Annotated in this window: 19 protein-coding genes; 3 read left to right on the top strand and 16 right to left on the bottom strand. The window is 68.3% G+C overall.

The window, feature by feature from the left end; translation table 11 throughout:
• Positions 1 to 51 precede the first annotated feature (51 nt).
• The gene (locus V7787_RS46575; protein ID WP_336094530.1) at positions 52 to 297 is read right to left on the bottom strand and encodes a hypothetical protein; all 246 of its coding nucleotides are present in this window, start codon (positions 295 to 297) and stop codon (positions 52 to 54) included.
• 210 nt (positions 298 to 507) lie between these two features.
• Here V7787_RS46575 and V7787_RS46570 point away from each other — a divergent pair, with 210 nt between their 5' ends.
• On the top strand, positions 508 to 1,125 hold the full coding sequence (locus tag V7787_RS46570) for a DUF4291 domain-containing protein (RefSeq protein ID WP_336094529.1): 618 nt from the start codon (positions 508 to 510) through the stop codon (positions 1,123 to 1,125).
• A gap of 176 nt (positions 1,126 to 1,301) precedes the next feature.
• Here the strand turns inward: V7787_RS46570 and V7787_RS46565 are convergent, their stop codons facing one another.
• From V7787_RS46565 to V7787_RS46555, 3 genes are all read right to left on the bottom strand, one after another.
• Complete coding sequence (locus V7787_RS46565) at positions 1,302 to 2,324, bottom strand: 3-oxoacyl-ACP synthase III (RefSeq protein WP_336094527.1); 1,023 nt, start codon at positions 2,322 to 2,324, stop codon at positions 1,302 to 1,304.
• 187 nt (positions 2,325 to 2,511) lie between these two features.
• Entirely contained in the window at positions 2,512 to 2,916 is a 405-nt protein-coding gene (locus tag V7787_RS46560; protein ID WP_336094524.1) for a DUF4156 domain-containing protein, read from the bottom strand.
• Positions 2,917 to 3,110: 194 nt separating this feature from the next.
• Positions 3,111 to 6,002 (bottom strand): M16 family metallopeptidase, encoded by a 2,892-nt coding sequence (locus V7787_RS46555; protein WP_336094522.1) that lies wholly within the window; start codon positions 6,000 to 6,002, stop codon positions 3,111 to 3,113.
• A gap of 151 nt (positions 6,003 to 6,153) precedes the next feature.
• Here V7787_RS46555 and trmL point away from each other — a divergent pair, with 151 nt between their 5' ends.
• Positions 6,154 to 6,633, top strand: coding sequence for a tRNA (uridine(34)/cytosine(34)/5-carboxymethylaminomethyluridine(34)-2'-O)-methyltransferase TrmL (trmL, locus tag V7787_RS46550; RefSeq protein ID WP_336094520.1), 480 nt, complete (start codon positions 6,154 to 6,156; stop codon positions 6,631 to 6,633).
• A 125-nt stretch (positions 6,634 to 6,758) separates the two neighbouring features.
• Here the strand turns inward: trmL and V7787_RS46545 are convergent, their stop codons facing one another.
• On the bottom strand, positions 6,759 to 7,859 hold the full coding sequence (locus V7787_RS46545; RefSeq protein WP_336094518.1) for an alkene reductase: 1,101 nt from the start codon (positions 7,857 to 7,859) through the stop codon (positions 6,759 to 6,761).
• A 46-nt stretch (positions 7,860 to 7,905) separates the two neighbouring features.
• The gene (locus V7787_RS46540) at positions 7,906 to 8,355 is read right to left on the bottom strand and encodes a hypothetical protein (protein WP_336094517.1); all 450 of its coding nucleotides are present in this window, start codon (positions 8,353 to 8,355) and stop codon (positions 7,906 to 7,908) included.
• Positions 8,356 to 8,451: 96 nt separating this feature from the next.
• On the opposite strand from V7787_RS46540, the gene V7787_RS46535 reads away from it, so the two are divergent.
• The gene (locus V7787_RS46535; protein WP_336094516.1) at positions 8,452 to 9,360 is read left to right on the top strand and encodes a LysR family transcriptional regulator; all 909 of its coding nucleotides are present in this window, start codon (positions 8,452 to 8,454) and stop codon (positions 9,358 to 9,360) included.
• Positions 9,361 to 9,435: 75 nt separating this feature from the next.
• Here the strand turns inward: V7787_RS46535 and V7787_RS46530 are convergent, their stop codons facing one another.
• The 10 genes from V7787_RS46530 to V7787_RS46485 form a co-directional block, all read right to left on the bottom strand.
• The gene (locus V7787_RS46530; protein WP_336094515.1) at positions 9,436 to 10,668 is read right to left on the bottom strand and encodes an MFS transporter; all 1,233 of its coding nucleotides are present in this window, start codon (positions 10,666 to 10,668) and stop codon (positions 9,436 to 9,438) included.
• Between the two features lie 9 nt (positions 10,669 to 10,677).
• The gene (locus V7787_RS46525) at positions 10,678 to 11,517 is read right to left on the bottom strand and encodes a Rossmann-like domain-containing protein (RefSeq protein WP_336094514.1); all 840 of its coding nucleotides are present in this window, start codon (positions 11,515 to 11,517) and stop codon (positions 10,678 to 10,680) included.
• 57 nt (positions 11,518 to 11,574) lie between these two features.
• Positions 11,575 to 12,861, bottom strand: a complete 1,287-nt coding sequence (locus V7787_RS46520) for an ATP-grasp domain-containing protein (protein WP_336094513.1) — start codon at positions 12,859 to 12,861, stop codon at positions 11,575 to 11,577.
• Positions 12,862 to 12,886: 25 nt separating this feature from the next.
• Positions 12,887 to 13,960, bottom strand: coding sequence for a pyridoxal-phosphate dependent enzyme (locus V7787_RS46515; RefSeq protein ID WP_336094512.1), 1,074 nt, complete (start codon positions 13,958 to 13,960; stop codon positions 12,887 to 12,889).
• A complete protein-coding gene (locus V7787_RS46510; protein WP_336094511.1) occupies positions 13,960 to 14,919 on the bottom strand; it encodes a GHMP family kinase ATP-binding protein in 960 nt (319 codons plus the stop codon). The genes V7787_RS46515 and V7787_RS46510 overlap by 1 nt, the downstream gene beginning before the upstream one ends.
• Positions 14,920 to 14,947: 28 nt before the next feature.
• Positions 14,948 to 16,885 carry a TonB-dependent receptor domain-containing protein gene (locus tag V7787_RS46505; RefSeq protein ID WP_336094510.1) on the bottom strand — a complete coding sequence of 646 codons (1,938 nt, stop codon included), beginning with the start codon at positions 16,883 to 16,885 and terminating at the stop codon, positions 14,948 to 14,950.
• Positions 16,886 to 16,888: 3 nt separating this feature from the next.
• A complete protein-coding gene (locus tag V7787_RS46500) occupies positions 16,889 to 18,415 on the bottom strand; it encodes a DUF3526 domain-containing protein (RefSeq protein ID WP_336094509.1) in 1,527 nt (508 codons plus the stop codon).
• Positions 18,412 to 19,812 carry a DUF3526 domain-containing protein gene (locus V7787_RS46495; RefSeq protein WP_336094508.1) on the bottom strand — a complete coding sequence of 467 codons (1,401 nt, stop codon included), beginning with the start codon at positions 19,810 to 19,812 and terminating at the stop codon, positions 18,412 to 18,414. The genes V7787_RS46500 and V7787_RS46495 overlap by 4 nt, the downstream gene beginning before the upstream one ends.
• Positions 19,809 to 20,570, bottom strand: coding sequence for an ABC transporter ATP-binding protein (locus tag V7787_RS46490; RefSeq protein WP_336094507.1), 762 nt, complete (start codon positions 20,568 to 20,570; stop codon positions 19,809 to 19,811). The genes V7787_RS46495 and V7787_RS46490 overlap by 4 nt, the downstream gene beginning before the upstream one ends.
• The coding region (locus tag V7787_RS46485; RefSeq protein WP_336094506.1) for a TonB-dependent receptor at positions 20,567 to 22,780 on the bottom strand (2,214 nt) is incomplete at its 5' end. The genes V7787_RS46490 and V7787_RS46485, both read right to left, overlap by 4 nt.

Raw genomic sequence — 22,780 nt, 5'->3', positions numbered from 1 at the left:
CCACCACAACCACGGCGCAAGACCGGGAGCCCGCGGGCTCCCGGCCCGACCTCAGGCCGAAATGCCGTGCAACTTGCGCGCTTCGTCGATCCGACGCTTGACCTCGGCATCGAGCTGGCCGAGTTCGGCCTGCTTGAAGATATTGCCGAGCACGCGCTTTTCGTCCTCGTCGACGGTCTGATCGCGCAGCGCCAGATCGAGCAGCTTCTGCAGTTCGGCGACGTCGAGCGTGCCGTCGTTGGTGAACACCGGGATCGAGGCCAGGGCGATCTCGAGGTGGCTCTTGGGTTGGGCCATTGCGGCAACTCCGTTGCGGGTGATGAATCGGTCCTTGGCGCGGCGGCCGTTGCGGCGTTCGCGCGGAGAGAGCTCGACTATAGCAAGCCCAGTCGAGCGTTCGTTGCGCCGGATTCGTCGCACCGATCGACTGGAAAGCATCGCCATGACGGCAGCGACCCGGTGCGGCCCGAGCCCGATATCGGCCCATGCTGCGTTAAAGTGCACGCAATGAACGACGACAATCAGAGCAAGACCCCGCACAAGGGTGCGGACAACACACCCCCGTATCGCCAGATCCGTGCCGTCTACGACGACGACACCATCCGCGTCTATCAGGCCTATAACCACCTCATCGCCGATGCCGCGATCAAGAGCGGCCGCTTCGTCGCGCCGTTCTCGCGTTCGCGCATGACCTGGATCAAGCCATCCTTCCTATGGATGATGTACCGCGCAGGCTGGGGTCATAAGGACGACAACCAACACCGCATCCTCGCCATCGATATCAGCCGCGAAGGTTTCGAGTGGGCGTTGGCGCACAGCTGCCCGTCGCACCCGGACCCGGCCATGAGCCCCGAGCAATGGAAGCGCCACAAGGAAGCCACGCCCGTACGCATCCAGTGGGACCCCGAACGCAATCTGCATTTCCATCCACTCGATTACCGCGCGATCCAGATCGGCCTGAGCGGCGAAGCGGTGCCGCGGTATGCCGACCAATGGGTGCAGCGCATCGAGGACATCACGCCGCTGGCGCACCGGCTGCATGCGCTGGTCGAAACGGCGAAGCTGGATGAGGCCAAAGCGCTGCTGCCGGTGGAGCGGCCCTATACGGCGCAAGTCGAGGTTTGAGTTTCTCGATCTCGATTGCGGCTTGAACGCGATGCGGCGACGCTGAAGTCCATGCGTGCGCGCATAAGCCGCACTGCCGCAAAACCCGAACCCAACCGCCACCCAAACGAAAACGGGCCCGATGCTCGCGCATCGGACCCGTACGTTTAACCGGTCAAGCCGCGCTTAGCGCAGGCTCACCAAACCACTTCGGCCATCGAGCAGTTCAAGCCCGAGCCGATGCCGAGCAGCGCGACGCGGTTGCCCTTCTTCAACCGGCCCATCTCGCGCAGCTTGCTCAACACGATCGGCACCGAGGCCGGACCGATGTTGCCGTGCTCGCCGAAGATGGTCATGACCTTGGCCGGGTCGATGCCGAAGGCCTTGAGGAAGGCCTGGGTGTGGGCGCGGCTGACCTGATGGATGACGAATTCGTCGAGCTCTTCCACCGCCCAGCCCAGCGCGGCGCGCGCGGCGGTGAAGGTCTTCTGGCCGAGCTTGAGGCCTTCGATCATCAGCATGCGGCCGTCGGCGACCATGCGGTCGTGGTGCAGATCGCCCACGCACAGGTGGTTCCACTCGGTGGCCGAACGGGTCACGCCGCCGCGGTAGCGCGGAGCGCCCGGGGCGAGTTCGGAACGCGCCAGCACCATCGCCGCGGCACCGCAGCCCAGGGTCAGCGTGGCCATTTCGTCGCGCAGCTGCGCTTCGGTGACGTCGGCGCCGCTGAGGCGTTCCAGAGTTTTCTCGTAAGCCTTGTTGGCGGTTTCGCCGTCGACGATCAGGGCGTAGTCGATCTCGCCGCGCTCGATCATGCGGCCGGCGATGTCCATGCCGTTGATGAAAGCCAGGCAGGCGTTGGCGACGTCGAAGTTCTGGCAGTTCTCGCCCAGGCGCAGATTGCCCGAGACGATGCTGGCCGTGGACGGCTCAAGGTAATCGCGGCTGACCGAGGTGTTGACCAGCAGGCCGATGCGATCGGCGTCGATGCCGGCATCGGCCAGCGCTTTGACGCCGGCCAGGGTGGCCGCTTCGGAGGGCTTCATTTCGCCGTCCCACAGACGACGCTCGCGCACGCCGGCGACGTCCTGCAGCACATCGACCTTGATGCCGAGGCGATCGAGCGTCGGCTTGAGCCGGGCGTTGATCTCCTCCGAGGTTAGCTTTCGCGGCGCGTCGACGTGAGCGAGGCCGGCGATGGCTACGTGTTGGAACAGCATGGGCGACAAACCCTTCGCGGACAGAAAGTGCGACAGGTTAGCGCCTAACCGGGCCACATGCATTAGCTAATGTCAGTGTCCGGGCAGGCCTGAAGGCACTTGCCCGGCGACAAAGCCTTTCAAAAACAATTAATTACTTCGCCCAGGCGACCGGAAAAAAGCCGTACGCAAGCGTTTGGAAGGCCGCTCAATTCTCGACCGGATAGGTCTGGGCACCGGTGGAAGCGGGTTTTTGCGCGGCCGGGACCGCACCGGCGCCGCAACGGTAGGCGGCGAAACGCTGCTGGCCCTGCGAAGGCTCGCCCAGCGGCTGGATGGTGTCGGCCTGCAAACCCGGGGCCTCGTTGCGCGCCAGGGTTTCCAGTTCTTCGCGCACGCGCAGCTGATTGCGCTCGTAGAAGGCGACGTTGTGCTTGACCGCCACCGCCACTTCGCCGCGCTTCTCGCATCCCGGCGCCGCGCCCGGCGACAGCACCCGCACCGACTGCGCGCCGGGGGCCATGTTGACCCAGGTGCAGGCCGACGCGCTCAAGGCCAGCACGGCGACGGTGAGGACGGACAGAGTCGAAGACGGAAGAGCCAACGCGCGCATGGAGACCTCGGCTGTGAATGCGAACCGGGGCATTGTCGCCGGAATCGGCTGAGCGCGGTAGGAATGCCGCGGCCCACGCGGCGATCGACATCGAGCTGCGCCGCAAACGCAGCGGGCCGCATCCGAAGATGCGGCCCGCTACCGGACGCCTTGCTACCCAATCACGGCCGGACGGCGCCGCGTGGCGGTTGCGATCAACGCACCGGCTTGCCGTCGTTGTCGATCACCTGGACCTCGCCGAGCTTGAGCGCGCGCACCGGCTGCTCGATCTTGGACAGATCGCCGACCACCACCCAAGTCAGCGCGGCCGGATCCAGCGACTTGGCCGCGGCCTGGGCCAGCGCCGGGGTCATCGCGTCGTTGCGCGCCTTGTACTTGAGGATGAAATCGCTGGGCCGGCCGTAACGCAGATCGGCGCCGACCTGCGCCATCAGCGCGTCGCTGGTTTCGTACGCGCCCGGCAGGCTCAAGGTGTTGGCGGCGCGGATCTTGGCGGTCTCGGCTTCGGTGACCGGCTTGGCGCCGCTGGCGAAGGCCTCGATTTCGCGCTTGAGCTCGCCCAGCGATTCGACCGTCTTGTCCGACTGCACCGCCGCCTGCGCGATCCACGGCCGCTGGCCGAGCGCATTGCCCGCGCCGCTGTAGGAACCGTAGGCCCAGTGCTTGTCCTCGCGCAGGTTCATGTTGAGGCGCGAGCTGAATTCGCCGCCGAGCACGCCGTTGGCGAAATCGAAATCGACGCTGCCGGCGTCGCCGGTCGGGGCGATCAATTCGCCGACGTAGAGGTTGGACTGGATCGCGCCGGGCTGATCGACCAGGAACACCCGCGCCGCCTTCGGCCGGGCGACCTGGGCCAGATCCGGCAGCGCCGGCGCCTGGGTTTGGCCCTTCCAGTCGCCGAACCGGGTTTCCAGCTTCGGCAGGATCTGCGCCAGCGTGGTGTCGCCGACCACGATCACCCGCGCGCGCTGCGGCTGCAGCCAATCGCGGTGGAAGGCGACCAGGTCATCGCGGGTCAGCGAAGCGATCGAGGCCTCGGTGCCGGTACCGGTGAACGGAATCGCGTACGCGTGGCCGGCACCGTACAGCAGCGGCGGCAACACCCGCAGCGCGGCGGTTTGCGGGCGCGCCTTCTCCTGCTTGATCCCGGCCAGCCACTGTGCGCGCACGCGCTCGATCTCGGCCGCGTCGAAGCGCGGGCGGCGGACCAGATCGGAGAGCAGATCCAGCGACGGATCGAGCTTGTCGGTCAGCGCCGACAGCGCAACGTTGGCGCCGTCCAGGCTGGCGCCGCTGGTCAGCTCCGCGCCGAGGGCTTCCTTGCGCGCCGACAACTCCAACGCGCCGTACTCGCCGGCGCCCTCGTCGAGCATGGCCATGGCGAAGCTGGCGGTGCCCGACTTGCGCCCGCGGTCGGCGCTGAAGCCGCCGGGGAATTCCATCTGCAATTGCACGATCGGGGTTTCGTGGCGCTCGACCAGCACCACCTGCATGCCGTTGCTGAGCTGGGCGGTCTGCGGGGTCGGGAACTTCAGCGCCGGGAAGCTCTTGGTTTGCGGCACGCCCAGGCTGCGGTCGAGATCGGACTTGACCGTCTTGAAGCGCGGATCGGCCGCCGGGATCGGCGCGGGCTGGGTCGCCGGCGCGGCGCTGGCGGTTTCGGGCAACGAGGACGCCGGCTTGTCGCCCGGCTGGACCACGATGGTGTGCGAACCCACGCCCAGCCACTTGCGCCCGGCCGCCTGCACGCTGGCGATGTCGGCGCGGTCGATGTCCTTGAGCTCATCGCGGTAGCAATCGGCCTTGCCCAGCAGCACCGCGCAGCGCGCCAGCACGTCGGACTTGCCGCCGAAACCGCCGATCCGCTCGATCCCGCGCACGAACTCGGCGCGGCTGGCGGTCTTGGCCTGTTCCAGTTCCTGCGCGCTCGGGCCCTGTTCGATCAGCTTCTTGATTTCCTCATCGATGGCCGCGCGCACCTTGGCCGGGTCCACGCCTTGCTTGACGTTGGCCACCACCACCAGGGTGCCGCTGATTTCGGCATCGTTGATCGACACGCTGGTGCTGTCGGCGATCCGGTCGCGATGGACCAGACGCGCGTCCAGGCGCGAGGCGGCGCTGCCGCCGAGGATCTGCGCGAACAACTGCAGGTCCACGCCGTCGGCGGCGCCGAACTGGGCGACCGGCCAGGCGCGGTAGATGCGCGCCTGCGGCACCCGGTCGGGCACCACTTCCTCGGTGTCGCGCTCGCGCTTGGGAATGCGCGTGGCCATGTCGGGCAAGGTCGCGCTGGCGGGGATGTCGCCGAAGAAGCGCAGGGCTTTTTCCTTGGCGGTCTTCAGATCGATGTCGCCGGCCAGCACCAGCACCGCGTTGTTGGGGCCGTACCAGCTGCGGAACCAGGTCTTCACATCGTCCAGCGAGGCCGCGTCCAGATCGGCCATCGAGCCGATGGTCTGCCAGCTGTAGGGATGATCGGCCGGGTACAGGGCCTCATACAGCTTGCCGCTGATGCGCCGGCCGTAGGGCTGGTTTTCGCCCTGGCGCTTTTCGTTCTGGACCACGCCGCGCTGTTCGTCGAGGGTCTTTTGATCGATCGCGCCGAGCAGATGGCCCATGCGGTCGGATTCCATCCACAGCGCCATGTCCAGCGCGGTGGTCGGCACGTTCTGGAAATAGTTGGTGCGGTCGACGTTGGTGGTGCCGTTCTGGTCGGTGGTGCCGACCAGTTCGAACGGCGCGAAGAATTCGCCCTTGTAGTTCTCCGAGCCCTGGAACATCAGATGCTCGAACAAATGCGCGAAGCCGGTGCGGCCGGGTTGTTCGTTCTTGCTGCCCACGTGATACCAGACGTTGACCGCGACGATCGGCGCCTTGCGATCGGTATGGACGATCACCCGCAGGCCGTTGGGCAGGGTGAATTCGTCGTAGGCGATGTTGACGCCGGCGCCGCCCTGGGGCGCGGCCGCGGACGCCGCCGGCGCGAGCACCGCGCCGGCCAGGGCGACGCCCAGGGCCAGGGCCAGCGCCGCGGCGCGGGGACGGGCGCGCTGCGGCGCGAGGGCGGGCGTGGGGAACTGGGGCATGTCGACTCCGGCTGAGGGACGTCCGCGAGCGGACCAAAGCGGGCATCTTAGGCGCCCGCCGCCGCCCTGGCATGGGCCGGCGGTCACAGGGGGACGGCGCGCGCTTTTGCGTTGCCCGGCGGGCGCCGCGCCCAGCCCGCATAATGGGTGGATGTTCAATGTCGTCCTCTACCAACCCGAAATCCCGCCCAACACCGGCAACGTGATCCGTCTGTGCGCCAACACCGGCGCGCGCCTGCATTTGATCGCGCCGCTGGGATTCAGCCTGGAAGACAAGCAGCTCAAGCGGGCCGGGCTGGATTATCACGAGTACGCCGAACTACGCGTGCACGACAGCCTGGACGCGGCGCTGCAGGCGATCGCCCAGGCCCAGGGCGCGCCGGCGCGGGTGTTCGCCTTGAGCACGCGCGGCCGCAGCCGCTTCGACGGGCCGGCGTATGCCGCCGGCGATGTGTTCCTGTTCGGCCCGGAAACCCGCGGCCTGCCGCAGGAAGTGCTCGATGCGATCCCGCCCGAGCAGCGCCTGCGTTTGCCGATGCGGCCGGACAACCGCAGCCTGAATTTGTCCAATTCGGTGGCGGTGGTGGTGTTCGAGGCCTGGCGCCAGTTCGGCTACGCCGGCGGCGAGTAAGAGCCGCCAACGAAACCGAGCCACTTACCCCTCGTCATTCCGGCGAAAGCCGGAATCCATTTTGACTTTGCTCTGCTCGTCCCGAGCCGGGCTATTTTGTTGGCGGCTCCAAGCACGAGCGCCGCTCAAGCCGCGTCCGCGCGATAATCGCCATACGTGGTGTAACCGCGCTCGTCGCCGCCGAACAGGGTCGCCGGGTCGTACTCGGCCAAGGGCCAGTCGTTGGCGTAGCGCCGCGGCAGATCGGGATTGGCGATAAACGGCCGGCCGAACGCGACCAGATCGGCGAGGCCATCGACGAGGATGCGCTCGCCGCGCGCACGGTCGTACAACCCGGCCACGATCAGTTTGCCACGGTAGGCCGCGCGCAGTTCATGGCGAAACGAAGCCGGCACTTGCGGCGCATCGTCCCAATCGGCTTCCGACAGATGGATGTAGGCCACGCCGATCTCCTGCAGCCGCCGCGCAGCTTCCAGAATGGTCGGGATGATCTGCGGGCAGCTCATGTTGCGCGCGGTGATGTACGGCGCCAGGCGGATGCCGGTGCGTTCGGCGCCGACTTCCGCCGCGACTGCGCGCGTCACTTCTTCTAGAAAGCGCACGCGGTTGTCGATCGATCCGCCGTACTCATCGTCGCGGCGGTTGGAAGTGGTGCGCAGGAACTGATCGATCAGATAACCGTTGGCGCCGTGGATCTCCACGCCGTCGAAACCGGCGGCGATGGCGTTGCCGGCGCCGCGGCGGAATTGCTCGACCACGCCGGGAATTTCTTCGCGCGCCAACGCGCGCGGGGTCGGGCAATCGACCAGGCCGCCGACGCCGTCGCGCACGATCCAGACCTTGGCCTGCGGCGAAATCGCCGACGGCGCCACCGGCGCCTGACCGTCGTGGAAGGACTCGTGCGACATCCGCCCGACATGCCACAGCTGCAGGAAGATCCGCCCGCCGGCCGCGTGCACCGCATCGGTGACGTGCCGCCATCCGGCGATTTGTTCGTCGCTGTGGATGCCCGGGGTGAAACTGTAGCCCTGCCCTTGCGGCGAGACCTGGGTGGCCTCGGTGACGATCAACCCGGCGCCGGCGCGCTGGGCGTAATAGCGCGCCATCGACGCGTTGGGCACGTTGCCCGGCTGGCTGCTGCGCGCGCGAGTCATCGGCGACATCACCATGCGGTTGGGCAGCGACAACGGGCCCAGGGACTGCGGTTGTTGCAAAAGAGAGTTCATCGGAGCGCTCGCAAAAGGGGATAAGGGCAAACAAGGGGTCGCAGCGCTAACTCGTGCTCAACGCCAGCGCGGCGACATACGCTTCACGACCGTCGCCGAGCGCGGGATCGGCCGGCGCATCGAGTTCGATCACCAGCCCGCCGGGCAAGGCGACGAACAACTGCACGTCGCCCTGCTCGGGCACCAGCGCGACTTCGTAATCCAAACCGGCCGCGCGCAAGCGTTCGATCAACGCGGCCGCAGGTTGGTCGGTGCGAAACGCGATGTGACCCAGGCGCACGTGTTCGCCACGCCCGGCCGCGGGCCGGACCAGATGCAGCCACGGCGAGTCGTCGCGGTACAGCCACCGCCCCGGGAACGGAAACGGCGGCCGATATCCATCGCGCAGGCCCATCACCTGGCCGAACAAGCGATCCAGCGCGGCGCCGTGGCCGTGCAGGTTGATGTGGTCGAAACGCCAGCGCGGCGGCTGGGCGGCAGCATCGGTGCGGGACATGAGCGGCTCCGGGGTGGCGATGGCGACCATGCTGCCGCCTTGCCGCGGCGGCAAAAACCGGGCATAAGCCGGTTCTGTTTCAAGCGCGGATTGAAAATGAAGGCCTTCGCCGATCTGGCGCTGTACGTGCGCGCCGCCGACGCCGGCAGCCTGTCGGCCGCCGCGCGCGCCCTCGACATCAGCCCGTCCGCGGCCAGCGCCACGATCAAGCGGCTGGAAGCGGAATTGCGCGCGCAGTTGTTCGTGCGCTCCACCCGCAGCCTGCGCCTGACCCAGGCGGGCGAACGCTTCCTGGCGCATGCGCGCGAAGCGCTGCGCGCAATCGAGCAAGCCGAGCAAGCGCTGCGCGGCGAGGAAGCGGAGCTGCACGGGGCATTGCAGATGTCGATGCCGTCCGACCTCGGCCGCAGCCTGATGCTGCCGTGGCTGGACGAATTCATTGCCGAGCATCCGCAGGTGCAGCTGCGGATCAACCTGTCCGATCATTTCGCCGACGTGTACCGGCAGCCGGTGGACGTGGTCTTGCGTTACGGCTCGCCGCAGGATTCCAACCTGATCGCGCTGCCGCTGCGCGCCGACAACCGCCGGGTCGTGTGCGCTTCGCCCGAGTACCTGATGCGCCACGGCGTTCCGCAAGACCCGGAGCAGCTGAGCGAACACAACTGCCTGCGCATGTTGATCCGCGGCGAAACCCAGGACCGCTGGCGGCTGCGCCGCGGCGAAGACGAGCGCAGCGTGCGCGTGCACGGCGACCGGGTCAGCGACGACGGCCACGCGGTCAAACAGTGGGCGCTGGCGGGGCACGGCATCGCCTACAAATCCTGGCTGGACGTGTCGCGCGAGGTGCTCGACGGGCGCCTGGTGCTGCTGTGCCGCGATTGGCAGGGCGAGGCCGCGCCGTTGAATCTGATCTGTCCCGACCGGCGTTTGCTCAGTCCGTTGGTGCAGCGCCTGCGCGAACACCTCAAGCGCTGCTGCGAACAGGTGCCGGCGATACCGGAGTGAGCCCGGCGCCAGGCAAAAAAAACCCTCTCCCTTGCCGGAGTCCAGGAGAGGGCAAGTCACACTACGGGGAAGCGGTCAGCCGCGCGCGGAAGCGATCTGCATTCGGGCGCGGTCTGGTGTAGCGATATGCAGGCCGGCGGCGCTAAGCAGGCCGACGGCGCAAAACACCGACCACGGCAGCCACGGCCAGTGTTGCTTCGCGGCCACATCGACCAGCCAGCCGCCGGCGACGCTGCCGATGCCGCCGCCGACGGCCAGGCTCAGCGAGCTCACGCCGAGGAACGTGCCGAGCGCGCGCGGATCGGCCAGGCCGGCGATCAAGGTCTGTTGGGTCGGCCGGGTCATCAGCGCGCCGACCGAGAAGCCGGCCACGCACAGCAGCAGTTCGGCGAATTGGTCGACCAGGCCGATCGCGCCGGCGGCCAGCGCCATGATCGACACGCCCAGCACCAGCACTTGCGCGCTGCTCAGGCGTTTCTCCAGCCAGCGCACCAGTCCGTACTGCAAGGCCACGGTGATGCCGGCGCTGAGCGCGAACATCGCGCCGACGCCGTCGACGCCGCCGCTCAAACGCTGGGCCAGCAGCGGGAAGCTGATGTTGATCTGCACCGCGACGAACCAGTACAGCATCAGCAACGCCACCAGCCGGACGAAGCCGCGGTTGCGCAGCACCAGATCCAGGCCATGCCGCAGCGGCGGCGGTTGCGGCGGCATCTCCACCTTCGGCAGCAAGCGCAGCGCGATCACGAAATTCAGGGCGAAGCACGCCGCCGCGACCAGACAGACGATGCGGAAATCGAACCGCAGCAAGGCCACGCCCAGCAACGGCCCCAAGGTGGTGGCCACGCCGCTGACCCAGTTGCTGATCGCGTAATAGCGCGGGCGGCTGGTTTCATCGGTGAGCGCGGCGATCGAGGCCTGATACGGCGCCTCGAACATCGCCCCGCCCAAGGCCGACAACACCATCGCCAGCAACAACATCGGCAGGTCCGCGGCGAACGCCAGACTGGCGAACCCCAGCGCGCGCAGCAGCACGCCCAGGCAGATCATCCGGCGCGCGCCGTAACGGTCCGACAGCACCCCGCCGACCAGCGCCAAGCCTTGTTGGGTCAGCTGGCGCACCGCCAGCGCCACGCCGACCGCGGTCGCGGCCAGACCGATGTCGTTGACGTAGTGCACCGCCACCAGCGGCATCAGCATGGCGAAGCCGGTCACCATGAAGAAGGTGTAGACCAGCAAGCCGTTGAGCCCGCGTTTGCGCGCGGCTTCGTCCAGCGGTTCGACGGCGTGGGCGGTCGCGGCGCTCATGGGTTCGGATCAGGCCGCCGCGCGCGCGTCGGCGCCGCCGAGCCGATACAGATGGATCGGAGTCGGGTCGGCGCTGAACTGCGAGAACGGGAACGGTTCGGCCGACACCGCCGCCACGCCGTGGCCGAGGAACTGCGGCACGATCGAACTGCCGGTCTGGGCGTAGACGATCAGGCCGATCCCGCGCTCGCGCACCGCGCTCAAAATCTGATCGAACGAACCGTTGCTCAAGGTCATGCCGGTGGCGATCACCAAATCGGCTTGAGCGAGCACCGGCGCCATGTCGCGGGTCACCTCGGTGCCGTCGGCGGTGCGCTGCATATTGAAATCGCAGGGCAAACAAACGCCGCCGCGGGCGCGGATCGCCTCGACCAGCGGATTGACCACGCCGATCAAGCCGACCTTCATGCCCGGCGCGATCTCGAGCAAGCCGGCGATGGCCTGGTCGCGCGCCTTGGCCCGCTGCAAGGGCGTGCCGTGCGGGAGCATGAACACCTGCGCCAGCGCGGCGTCGCGATGCGGCCGCGCCAGCGACAGGTACGCGTCCAGCGCGGCGATCCGCACCGGCGTGCGCTCATCGCGCAGCAGCTCGGCGACGCTGCGCCCGGACAGTTCCTCAGCGATCACCGAATCGAGTTGATCGCGCTCCACGCAGCAGCCGCCGAAACCCGACTCCACCCGCAGCACCAGGTAATAGTTGCGGTACTTGGTGTCGGTGCCGGGGAACTGGGTGCTCTGGCGGACCCAGAACGCGCCGACCGCGTGCAGGCCGGCCGGATCGGGGCCGTAGTCGCCGCGCAGCACGGCGGCGGTGAGGTCGGCGACGCTGTTCAAGCTCGAAGCGGTCATGGTGCGGTTCTCGATAAAGGCGATGCGGGAAAAACGGCGGACGTGGGCGTGCGGCGCTCAGGCCGCGCTGGACAACGGCGCCGGCGCGTCTTCGGCATAGCGCAGCCTCACCCGCGCCAACGCGTCCTCGGCGTGGCGGCGCGCGCGCAGGCCGTCGGTATCGCTGGCGATCACGTGGCCGAGGTAGCAGGCGTTGTCGATCGGCACGGACACCTCGGTGCCGGCCACCGAGGCCAGAATCCAGCGAACGACGTTCGGGTCGTCTTCCAGGCTCGATACGCCTTCCAGCGCATCGACCCGGCCCGCGCGCGGCGGTACCAGGAACTTGATCGCGGCGCTGGCGACGCCGGTTTCGCGGCGTTGCAGATCCGGTTCGCGGCCCAGCGCGAGCTCGATCTGAGCATCGAGCAGATCGATGCCGGTAACCCGCTGGATCAGTTCGGCGATGTAGTTGCCGCCGGGACGCGGATTGATCTCGACGATGCGCGGGCCGTCCGCGGTCAGCTTGACCTCGGTGTGGCTGATGCCGTGATCGTGGCCGACCGCGGCCAGGGCGCCGCGCACCAGCGCTTCGACTTGCGCGGCGGTATCGGCATCGAGCGCGGCCGGGAACATGTGGCCGTCTTCGATGAAATACGGAAACCCGGTCACGCTCTTGTCGGTGATGCCGATGATCGTGGTCTGGCCGCGATAGGTGCAGGCTTCGACACTGACCTCCTCGCCGCGCATGTACTCCTCCAGCAACAGCAGCGGCACCCGCTCCTGCTCGCGGAAGTTGCGCGGGAACTGTTCCAGCGCATCGAAGGACTGGCACAGCTCTTCTTCGTCGTGGACCAGCCGCACGAACGCGCTTGAGGCCAGATCGGTAGGCTTGACGATCAGCGGATAGCCGATCCGCTGCGCCTCGCGCCGGGTGTCGTCCCAACCGGCCACCACCGCGAACTTCGGATTGGGCAGACCGGCGCGCTCGATCGCCTCGCGCACCTGGTCCTTGCGCCGCTCCATCACCACATTGGCCGAGAACGCCTGCGGCAGATCCAGCGCCTGCGCCACTTCGGCCACCGTGCCGATGTAGTAGTCGCAGATCGTCACCACGCCGTCGAACTTCAGCACCGCGTGCTGGGCGCGCAGGAACTCGATCAGCGCGGGCACGTCGTTGGTATCGAAGCTCAGCACGTTGTCCGCGTGTTCGATCACCGGATGGATTTCGCGCGAACGCGGATCTTGATAGTGGCCGCGATTGCGGGTGACGAGGGTGTAGCGGTGACCGAGCCGGGCGATCGCCGGCGGGAAGATCCGGCCGGTGCCGCCGACCCAGCTTTCGATCATCAACAAATGCGCCATGGGTAAATCCTCCGGAGATGCTGAGTCAGTGCGTTGCCGGCGCCGCGGCGGGCGATGCGGCGTCGAAAGAGGTGGCGAACGCGGCGCGGTTCCAGGCCATCGCCGACCACGGCAAGGCCAGTTGCTCCAGCGAGTCGATCGGCGTGGGCTTCAGCCCGTCCAGGTCCAGCGCGCTTTCGTAGTGGGCGAACACGCCTTCGACATAGCGGTGGCCGGTGTCGGCGGCGAGGAACACCACGTTGCGGCGCGGATGCAGTTGCGCCTCGCGGCGCGCGACCAGATAACAGCAGCCGGTCGACAGTCCGGCGAACACCGCGTGTTCGCGCAGCAACGCCACCGATCCAGACAGGCCGTAGTCGAACGACACCCAATGCACTTGGTCGTACAGATGGTGGCGGACGTTGCGGAACGCAATCGAACTGCCGATGCCGGCGATGATGATGCCCGGGTCTTCGATGTGCTCGCAGCCGAAGGTCATGCTGCCGAACGGCTGCACCCCGATCAGTTGCAGCGAGGGCTCGCGCTCGCGCAGCGCGCAGGCCAGACCGCCGGTGGAACAGCCCGACCCCACCCCGCCGACGATGCTCAGCGGCGCATCGCCGGTGGCCGCGCGGATCTGTTCGGCGACCGGCTCGTAGCCGTGGTAGTGGATGTCGTCGTGGTACTGCTGCATCCAATGCACGTCCGGGTCGGCAGCCAGCAATTCCTTGATCCGCGCCACCCGCAGGCTCTGATCCATCTTCAAGGTCGCTTGCGGCTCGACCTGCTCGATGCTCGCGCCGAGAATGCGCAGCTGCACCATCAGGGTCTTGTCTACGGTCTTGGAACCGACGATGTGGCAGCGCAATCCGAACTTGTGGCAGGCCAGCGCCAGGGCGTAGGCGTAGATGCCGCTGGAACTGTCCATCAAGGTCGCGCCCGGACGGATCCGGCCGCTGGCCAGCAAGCGCTCGACCGCGACCAGGGTCGAGTACACCTTCATGGTTTCGAAACGGGCCACGAATAGGTTCGGCCCGAGCCGGACCAGGTCCGGCGCCTTGATCGCGTCGGCGATATGGGTATGCACGCGCTCGTAAGTGGGATCGTTGGCGCTGATCATCACAACCCCGTCTCGGCGAAGCGGCACTGGCTGCCCAGGCCGCGGAAGAACGACGACAGCTCGCCCATGCGCACCGCGTCCGGCCGCGCCACGAACAGGTAACCGAGCAGGCTGCCGGTGTGGGCGACGACGATGCCGTCGGCGCCGAGCTCGTGCTGGCGCCGGCGCAGGGTCTCGAAGTGGCGCTTGGGCGTGACCCACTGCGCCAGCTGCGCGCTGTGGGTGGCGCATTCGCAGATCGCCAGGGTGTCGATGCGCTCGAACGCATCCACCGCGCGCTGCAGATGGCGCCGGTACGCCGGCAGATGGCGCTGGTAATGGCGCAGCAAGGGCTCGGCCAGCTTCTCGGTCTCGACCGTGCCGCCTTCGTCGATGTAGCAGGCATGCAGGCGCAGCGGCGCATTGAAACTGCGCAGCACTTGCTGGCGCCCGCTCAGGTACAGCGCGTGGCGGTCGAGGAACACGCTGTCGGAGCGCTCGATTCCGCGCAGCAGATCGGCCATCGCCGCCGCCGGCGTGTTGAGGCCGAACAAACGGTCCAGGCAGCGGATCGTAGCGACCAGGTCGGCGGTGGAGCTGGCCATGCCCTTGCCCAGCGGCAGTTCGGAATCGTGGCTCCAACGCCCGGGCGGCAAGGTTTTGCCGTGGCGCTGCAAATACAGCTCGATCGCCAGCCGGCATTTGTCCTTGCCGGCCAGATCCTGCTCGGCCTGGCCGGTTTCGCCGGGAACGTAATGCATCCAACTGTATTTGCGCACCGGCAGCGAAATCAGACCGATGTGCAACTCGCCGTCGAGCTCGCACGGCCCCTGCCACAACTCGCCCAAGGTGCCGTGGCAAACCCCGCTGTACACCGTCGGCGCCGCGCCGGCCTGGGCCGCGGCGAACAACGCGTCGCGCGCGCTCGCCTCGGGCGAGACATCGCGATGCGAAACCCCTCTTCGATCCTGCAGCGACATGGCCGCATCTCCCCGTTGCGCTATGGACTCAGCCGTCGAAATCCACCGCGAGCTGCGCCACATAGCGCCGCCCGTCGGTCAGGCCGAAACTGTTGTTGCCGTAGATGTTCCAGGTGAAGGTGTCGCCGGCGTTGGCGACCAGCAAACGCAGGCTGGCCGGCGCGTCGCCGAGCTTGAAGCGGTAGCGCGCGCCGACATCGACCAAGGTGTACGCCGGCACCCGGTTGCGCCCGTCGCGCGAGGCCACGCGTTCGCCGTAATGGCTCATCGACAGATCGAACGACCAGCCCGGCAACACCGGCGGGCGATACTCGATATCGCTGCGCAGCACCCGTTCGGTCTGGCCGATCGGGCGGTTGCCGACCCGGCCCAGCCGCACCGCTTCGCCGCTGACCCGCGGCTGCATCAGCACCGCGCCGGCGACCAGACTCCAGTTGTCGGCCGGTTTGCCGCTCAAGCTCAGCTCGACGCCGCGGTGGCGCACTTCGCCGATCGCGCCGAACACGTTGTTCTCATCGGTGGTGAAGTACGGCTTGCGCACGTCGAAGGCACCGGCGACGAATTTCAGGTCTTCGCTCAACGACCAGCGCAAGCCGGCATCGGTCTGGCGGGTTCGGATCGCCGGCAGCGCTTGATTGCGATTGGCCGCGTCGTCCGGGGCGATGCCGCTTTCCTCCAGGCCGCGGGTATGGCCCGCGTACACCGCCAGGGTCTTGCTCAGATACAGCGAGGCGGTGGCGTTGGGCAGCCACGGATCGTCGCGGCTGCTGGTACGCGCCAAGCCCGGTTGATCGACGTGCTTGCGGTAGCGGCTGCGCTGGATGCCCAGGCTCAGCTCGCCGACATCGCGCCAGCGGCCTTCGTAGGCCAGGCCGCCGGTCCATTGCTCGACATGGTCCTGGGTGCGCGGACCGAAGTCGAAGGATTGCGGACGCGGCTGCGGGCGCGACTCGCCGAGCGGACGCCAACCGTAGGCCAGCGCCGGCGCCGAACCGCCGTACTCGCTGTCCAGGCCGCGGCCGCGCACCGCCACGTGCAGCACGTGCAGGCGCGGGCCTTCGCGGAAGCTGCGGCTCAGGCGCAGCTCGCCGCTGGTGGAGGCATAACGCTGGCGCGGATCGGCGATGACTTTCTCGCGGGTCAGTCCGTCGGCCGTGGTGTCGACGAAGAGCTCGGCGAAGCCGCTGGGCTGGTTGTTGATCGACCGGAACACGCCGCCGGCCAGCGCCCAGTCCGCGCCCAGCCGCGCCTTGCCGAGCACGCCGAAATTGCGGCTGTCGTATTCGTTGTCCGACCAGCTCTGGCCGAAATGGCGGCGGCGTTCGATCTTCGGCGGCAAGTGCGGGCCGGAGGTCACGATGGTCGGCGCGACTTCTTCGTCGCGGCCGCGCGAGATGCTCCAGAACGGCAGGATCTCGATGTTCTCGGTCGGCCGCCAACGCGGCACGAAACCGGCGCGGAGGTAACGCGCATCGGCGCCGTCGTAATACTCCTCGCGGGCCAAGGCGATGTTAGCGGCGATGCCGAAGCGGCCGTCGACGATCGGCAACTTGGCGTCGACTTCCAGCGCCGGCGCGCCGTAGGCGTTGAGCGCGCCGAGCACACTCAGCACGCGTTCGTCTCCGGCCTTCTTCAACCGGTAATCGACGATGCCGGTCGGCGCCGGGAACGGGTAGTTCAGCGCCGACAGCCCGACCCGGATCGTCGAGCCTTGCACCAACGCCGGCGGCACCGTGCCCTGGCGGTCGAAGTAGATCCCGTCCATGCGCACGTTGCCGGCGTCCACCGGCGAGAAGCCGCGCACTTGCTTGCTGCTGTAAAGGCCGATGGTTTCATTGCCCAGGGTCGCGCCGAACGCGTCCTCGGCGGCGGTGACCGCGTTGTCGCCGACGCGCTGCGCTGGCGCCGCGTCGGCGAAGGCGGCCAAACCGCAGCCCAGAGTCCATGCCAGGGTCGATGGCTTCATCGCTCAGAGCTCCGTGGGCCAGCGGCGCAGGCGATGCCAGGCCCAGGCGCTCAATCCGACGGCGAGCAAGGCCAGCCACGCGGCGATCGACAGCGCCGCGGCGACGCGCGCGGACGCGGCGGCGTCGGTTCCGCGGTACGCCGGAATCGCCGCGTACTCGTTGAAGTTCATCCGCCCGTAGCTGTCGGCGACCGGCCGCGGCGTGGGCGCGGCGATCTGGCGCTGGATGCGCGGATAGAACCATTCGCGCAAGGCCTGCTGATAACTGCGGGTCTGGCGTTCGAACTCGCGCTGACGGCGCGCATCGGTGCCGGCCAGCTGCGACAAGGCCTGCTCCATGCCGAGCGGCGGCGACAGGTAACCGGCCCAGTCCGACACCGATTCGCGCACATCGCGCGCCCGCTCCTGGCGCTGTTGCAGCGGCTGCAGGCGCCGTTCCAGTTCCGGCGCCAGGAAACTCATGCGGGTGGCGTAGTCGATCGTCGCCACCTTGTCGGTCGCGCCGGCCAGATCGGCGCGAGCGCGGAACATCGCGGTCACGATCGCATCGCGTTCCAGCGCGATCGCATCGTTGGCGCGGCGTTGCGCATCGACATACGCCACCGGCGCCGGCGCATCGCCGATGCGCTGGGCCAGCGCGCTGCCGAGCAAGGGCAAGCCGATGGCGAGCAAGGCCCACCACGCGCTCATCAGGCTGATCGCGCCGGCGGCGCCGGGCCACGCGGAGACCACGACGAAACCCAGCGCGGCCCAGAACGACAGGTAGGCCACCACCAGTGCCGCCGACGCGAACAGTTCGGGCACCGCCGCGGACAGATCCGCGCCGGCCAACAGCAACGACACGCACATCAACGCCAGCGTCGCCGGCGTCAGCCACAGCCAGATCGCCGCCACCCGCGCGCCCAGCCACGCGCGCGGCCCGACCCGCTGCGCGGCGATCAAGCGCAACATGCCGTGGTCGCGTTCGAACGTCGCCAGCAAGCCGATCAACACGATCGCCGCCACCGGCAACAGGTACACCAGCACGAAGCCCAGATCGAACCGGCCCAGGCCGAGCCCGCGCGGATTCTCGAAGTCGTAGGCCGGTTCGACCCCGAACGGGGTTTCCAGCTTCACCGGCAAACGGCTAGGCATCAGATCGCTGCCGCCGACGGCGAGCGGCGACAGCGGCAGATGCGGCTTGTAGCTGTGCGCGCGCAGGAAGTAGCGGCTGAAGCCGGCGATGTCGGTCGGGTCCTGCCAGTACGGAACCGGCTTCTCCGCCGGCTCGGCGTAGCGCTGAGCGCGTTCGCGGATCTGCTGCATCCACTGCGCGTCGCTGGCGCGGCTGCGCTCGATCGCCTGGCTCTGCGCATGGTGCAGGGCCGCGCCGCTGTAAGCGCCCCACGCCATCGCCACCGCCAACAGGCCGATCACCATCCACAGCAAACGGCTGCGGCCGATATGGCGCAGCTCCCAGGCCAGCAAGGTGAAGAAGTTCACCGCCACCGGCGCGCCGACGTTCGGTCGATCCATCGCGATCGCGCTCATGGACGCAGCCTCCGCGCGGCGAACGCCAGCAAACCCAGCGCCACCAGCGACCAACCCAGCAAACCGGCTGCGGCCGGCGCGGCAGTGCGCCAGTTCGCGCGCAACTCGGGCGCGGGGTGACGGAATTCGGGAATCTGCGACCACAAGCTGGCGTCGCTGGTGTGTTTCTCGCCTTCCTCGACCCGATGCGTCATCACGTCCTGATTCATCCGGTTCACCAGCTCGCGCCGGTAATGCTCGGCGCCGTCGATGAAGCGCCGATGGTGGGCGAAATCGCTGCCGGCCAAGGTCGGCGACAGGCTCTGCATGGCCGCGGTCGGCGACAGCCAGCCCCACCACGCGTAAGCGCGGTCCTGCGCCACCACCCGGTCGTAGAAGCCGCCGAGCACGCGGTCGAACACCTGGTGCGAATGACGCTCGCTCAAATCCAGCTCGGCGCCGCGCAGATTCACTTTCAGATCGGCCGGATCGCTGACGCCGTACTTGGCCAGCAAGCTCGCCTGATGCTTCTTCGCGTCTTCGGCGGTCCAGTACGACGGCGCCTCGTCCAGCAACTGCTGCTTGACCGCCTGAGTCGAAGGCAGCGGCTGGGCGCGTTCGACCGCGCTGTTGGCCCAGCGCGGCAACGCCAGACCGAAGACGATCCACAAACCGAACAACAGCGCCAAGGCGCCGCGCACGCTGCCGGCCAACATCGACACCGCGATGCCGAGCGCGGTCAGCACGCCCAGATACACCGCCATCGCCGCGGCCCACAGCACCAGGCGCAGCGCTGCGTCGGAGCTCAATCCGCCCAACGCAGCGGTGGCGAGGGTGGCCGCCGCGGTGACCGGCACCACCAGCACCCAGACCAGGGCCAGCCAGATCGCCATCGCCTTGCTGGCCACGATCCGGCGCGGCTTCAGCGCCGCGCCCAGCGCCAGCCGCAAGGTGCCGCGCTCGCGATCCATCGCCACCGCGGTGAACGCAAGCAGGAACGCCACCAGCGGCGCGAAACCGATCAACAGACTGGCCGGGCTGCTCAGGCCGGCGCGCTGCAACGCCGAGGCCTCGCCTTGCGGGCGGTACAGCATGTCGTTCTGGACATGCGCCTCCAGCCACACCGTCTGGCCGACGAAGGGCTCCACGCCCAGATCCAGCGCCGCCAGCGGCGTGGTCGGCTTGAACGCGAAGATGCTGTAGTGCGCGGCCGAGTGCGGGTCTTTCTCGCCTTGGCCGAGCCAGCGCGCGCGCTCGGCGCGGGCGATCTCGGCCTTGGCCGCGTTGTCGCCGGCGATCGCGCGCAGGTCCACCGCGAACGCGATCAGCACCAACGCGCCCAGGCACAGCAAGGCCCACCACGCGCGCCGGTCGCGGCGCAGCAAGGTCCATTCGAATCCGGTCAGCGAAGCGCTCATGCGGCGGCCGACTCGTCGCTGGCCAACAGCTCCAGGTACAAGGCCTCGATCTGCGCGGCCGACAACTCCTCGGTGCGGCGCTCGGTCAGCAGCGTGCCGGCGCGCAGGATGCCCAGGCGATGGGCCACGTCCTTGACCCGGTACAGATCGTGGGTCGCCATCAACACCGCGATGCCGCGCTGCGCGGCCGCGCGCACGCCCTGCGAGAGGTCGTTGGCGGCGCTGGCGTCCAGGCCCGAGGTCGGTTCGTCCAGCAGCAACAACTGCGCGTTCTTGGCCAGCGCCACCGCCAGCCCGACTTTCTGGCGCATGCCCTTGGAGAAACCGCCGGCGCGGCGGGTGTGCGCTTCGGCTTGCAAGCCGGCTTGGCTCAACAGGTCGCGCGCTTCCGATGCGTTCAAGCGGCGGCCGCCGAGCAAGGCGAAATAGCTCAGGTTTTCGATCGCATCCAGGCTCGGATGCAGCATCACCGTTTCCGGCAAGTACGCGATCTTGGCGCGCGCGGCGAGCGGATCGCGGCCGACATCGACACCGGCGACCTCGATGCGTCCGGCCTGCGGCTGCAGGAAACCCAGGATCAGATTCAACGTCGTGGTCTTGCCCGCGCCGTTGGGGCCGAGCAGCGCGTACACCTCGCCCGGCGCGATCGCGATCGACAAGGCGTTCAGCGCATGCCGTTCGCCGAAGTCCATGCCCACCGCATGCAAGCGCAGCGCATCGATGCCCGCGTTCACCGAGGGCGCTTCCAGCAAGCTCATAAGTTCACCTTCAATGTCAGTTCGACGCTGCGCGGCGCGCCGATCACCAGTTGGTCGGCCGCACCGCCCGACCAATCGGCGTAGAACGCGTCGCCCAGGTTGCGTCCGTACACCGCGATCTCGCCGAACGGCAGCCGGTAGGCGACCGAGGCGTCCCACACGGTGTGGCTGTCGACGCGGATGCTGTTGGCGTTGTTGGTGTAGTACGCGCCGACATAACGCGCGCCCGCGCCGACGGTGAGCGGCACGCGCTCGAAGCGGTAAGTCGCGTGCAGATTGGCCAAGCGCTCGGGCACGTTCGGCGGCACGTTGCCGGCGCGATCGACGCCGCCGGCTTCGCGCAGGCGGTCGAAACGCGCGTTCAAGGCGGCCACGCTGGCTTCCACCCGCAACGCGCTGGTCAGGGCCGCGGCGGCCGACAACTCGATGCCGCGCGAGGACTGGGTGCCGCCCTGCACCGACAGATTGGCGTTGGCCGGATCGCGGGTGACGATGTCGTCCTGCTCGATCCAGTACGCGCTCGCGCTCAGATCGACGCGGTCGCCCCACACGCTGCTCTTGATGCCCGCATCGACGGCACGGCCCTTGGTCAGCTCGAAACGCGAATTGGCCAGCGACAGCAACGGCAAGCTGCCGACCGGCGCAACCGCGGCGCTGTACTGCGCGTACAACTGGGTCTTCGGCGCCAGATCGAACACCGTGCCCAGGCGCCACGACAGCGGTTCGTAGTTGCGCTCGAAGCGAGTGCGCGCGCCGGTGTTGAAGTCGGCGATGCTGCGTTCCAGCTCGATCCGGTCGTAACGCAGCCCGGCCAGCAACAGCCAGCGCGGGGTCAGATTCAAGGCGTCCTCGGCGAACACCGACAGCACCCGGGTGTTGGAATCGAAGTCGACCCGGTTACCGGCGCCGGGGAAGTTCAGCGCGGTATCGGCGAACGACACCGTGCCGCGCTGCGGCGCGAACGGATCGACCGCGGTGGTGGTGCCGAAGCGGCGCATCACGAAGAAATCGCCGTCGCTCAGTTCCACGCCCACCGAGGCGCGGTTGCGGCGACCGCCGATGTCGCTGTCGGCGAACAGCGTCGCGCGCTCTACCCAGAACTGATGATCGTGCTCGATCCGGGTGGTGCCGCGGTCGAGCAAACCGCTGCGTGCGTTGTAGGTATAGGTTTCCGAATTGAGCCAGCGCCGGTGCGCGTCGTAATAGCTGAATTCGTTGCTGAAACGCAGGCCGTCGCCGATTTGCCACTGGACCCGGGTGCGCAGCCAGTCGCTGTGCGAATCCTGCACGCCGTTGCCGACGTTGTAGTTGCGGCGGGCGATCGAACGGTCCAGCACCAGACCGTTGCCGGTCCGGACCAGGCCGCTGGGATCGCGGGCGATCGCCGCGGGAATCAGCGGAGTGCCCCAGTAGGCGGTGTCGTAGTCGTCCTGGTAGTGATCCAGGGCGATATCGATATCCAGCGCGTCGCTGGGGCGCCAGCGCGCGGCCAGGGTGGCCGAGGTCGAATCGCTGGCGGTGTCGTCGACGTAGCCGTCGCCGCTGCGATGGCTGGCGACGGCGCGCAGCGCGAAGCGGTCGCTGACCGGCAGGTTGGCGTCGAGCGCATAACGCTGGCTGCCGAAGCTGCCCCAACCGGCCAATCCTTCGAACGCATTGCCGTCGAAGTGCGGACGCTTGGGCACCAGATTGATCGCGCCGGCCAGCGCGCCTTCGCCGTACAGCACCGACGCCGGGCCCTTGAGCACTTCGATCCGCTCGAAACTCCAACTGTCGAAATCGCGGGTCACCAGCGGCGCCGCGGTCTGGCGCACGCCGTCGTACAACAAGGCGATGGCGCCGCCGGTGAAGCCGCGCATCGAGGTCATGCCCGGCGAGGACGGCAATTGCCCGGCCAGCACGCCGGGCGCGGCGTTGAGCGCGTCGACGCTGCCGCGCAGGCCGCGCGCCTGGATCTGGTCCTGGGTCAGCACTTCGATCGCGGCCGGGGTCTCGCGCGCGCTCAGGCCCAGGCGCGAGGCGGTCGCGGCGGGCCGGTCCAGCGAGGTCTCGCGCAGGCCGACGCCTTCCACGGTCACCTTGTCGAGCAGCTTCGGCGTCGACGCCCCGCCGGCGCTATCTGCCTGACTACCGCGATCGCTCGACTGGGCATGGGCCGGGCCGGCGACGGCCAGCGCCGCGGCGACTACCGCCCCGGCCGGCGCCCAGGC

This window comes from Pseudomonas sp. CGJS7 (assembly GCF_036961695.1).
Note: the sequence above shows the minus strand (reverse complement) of the source record. Positions and strands in the feature narration are given on the sequence as shown.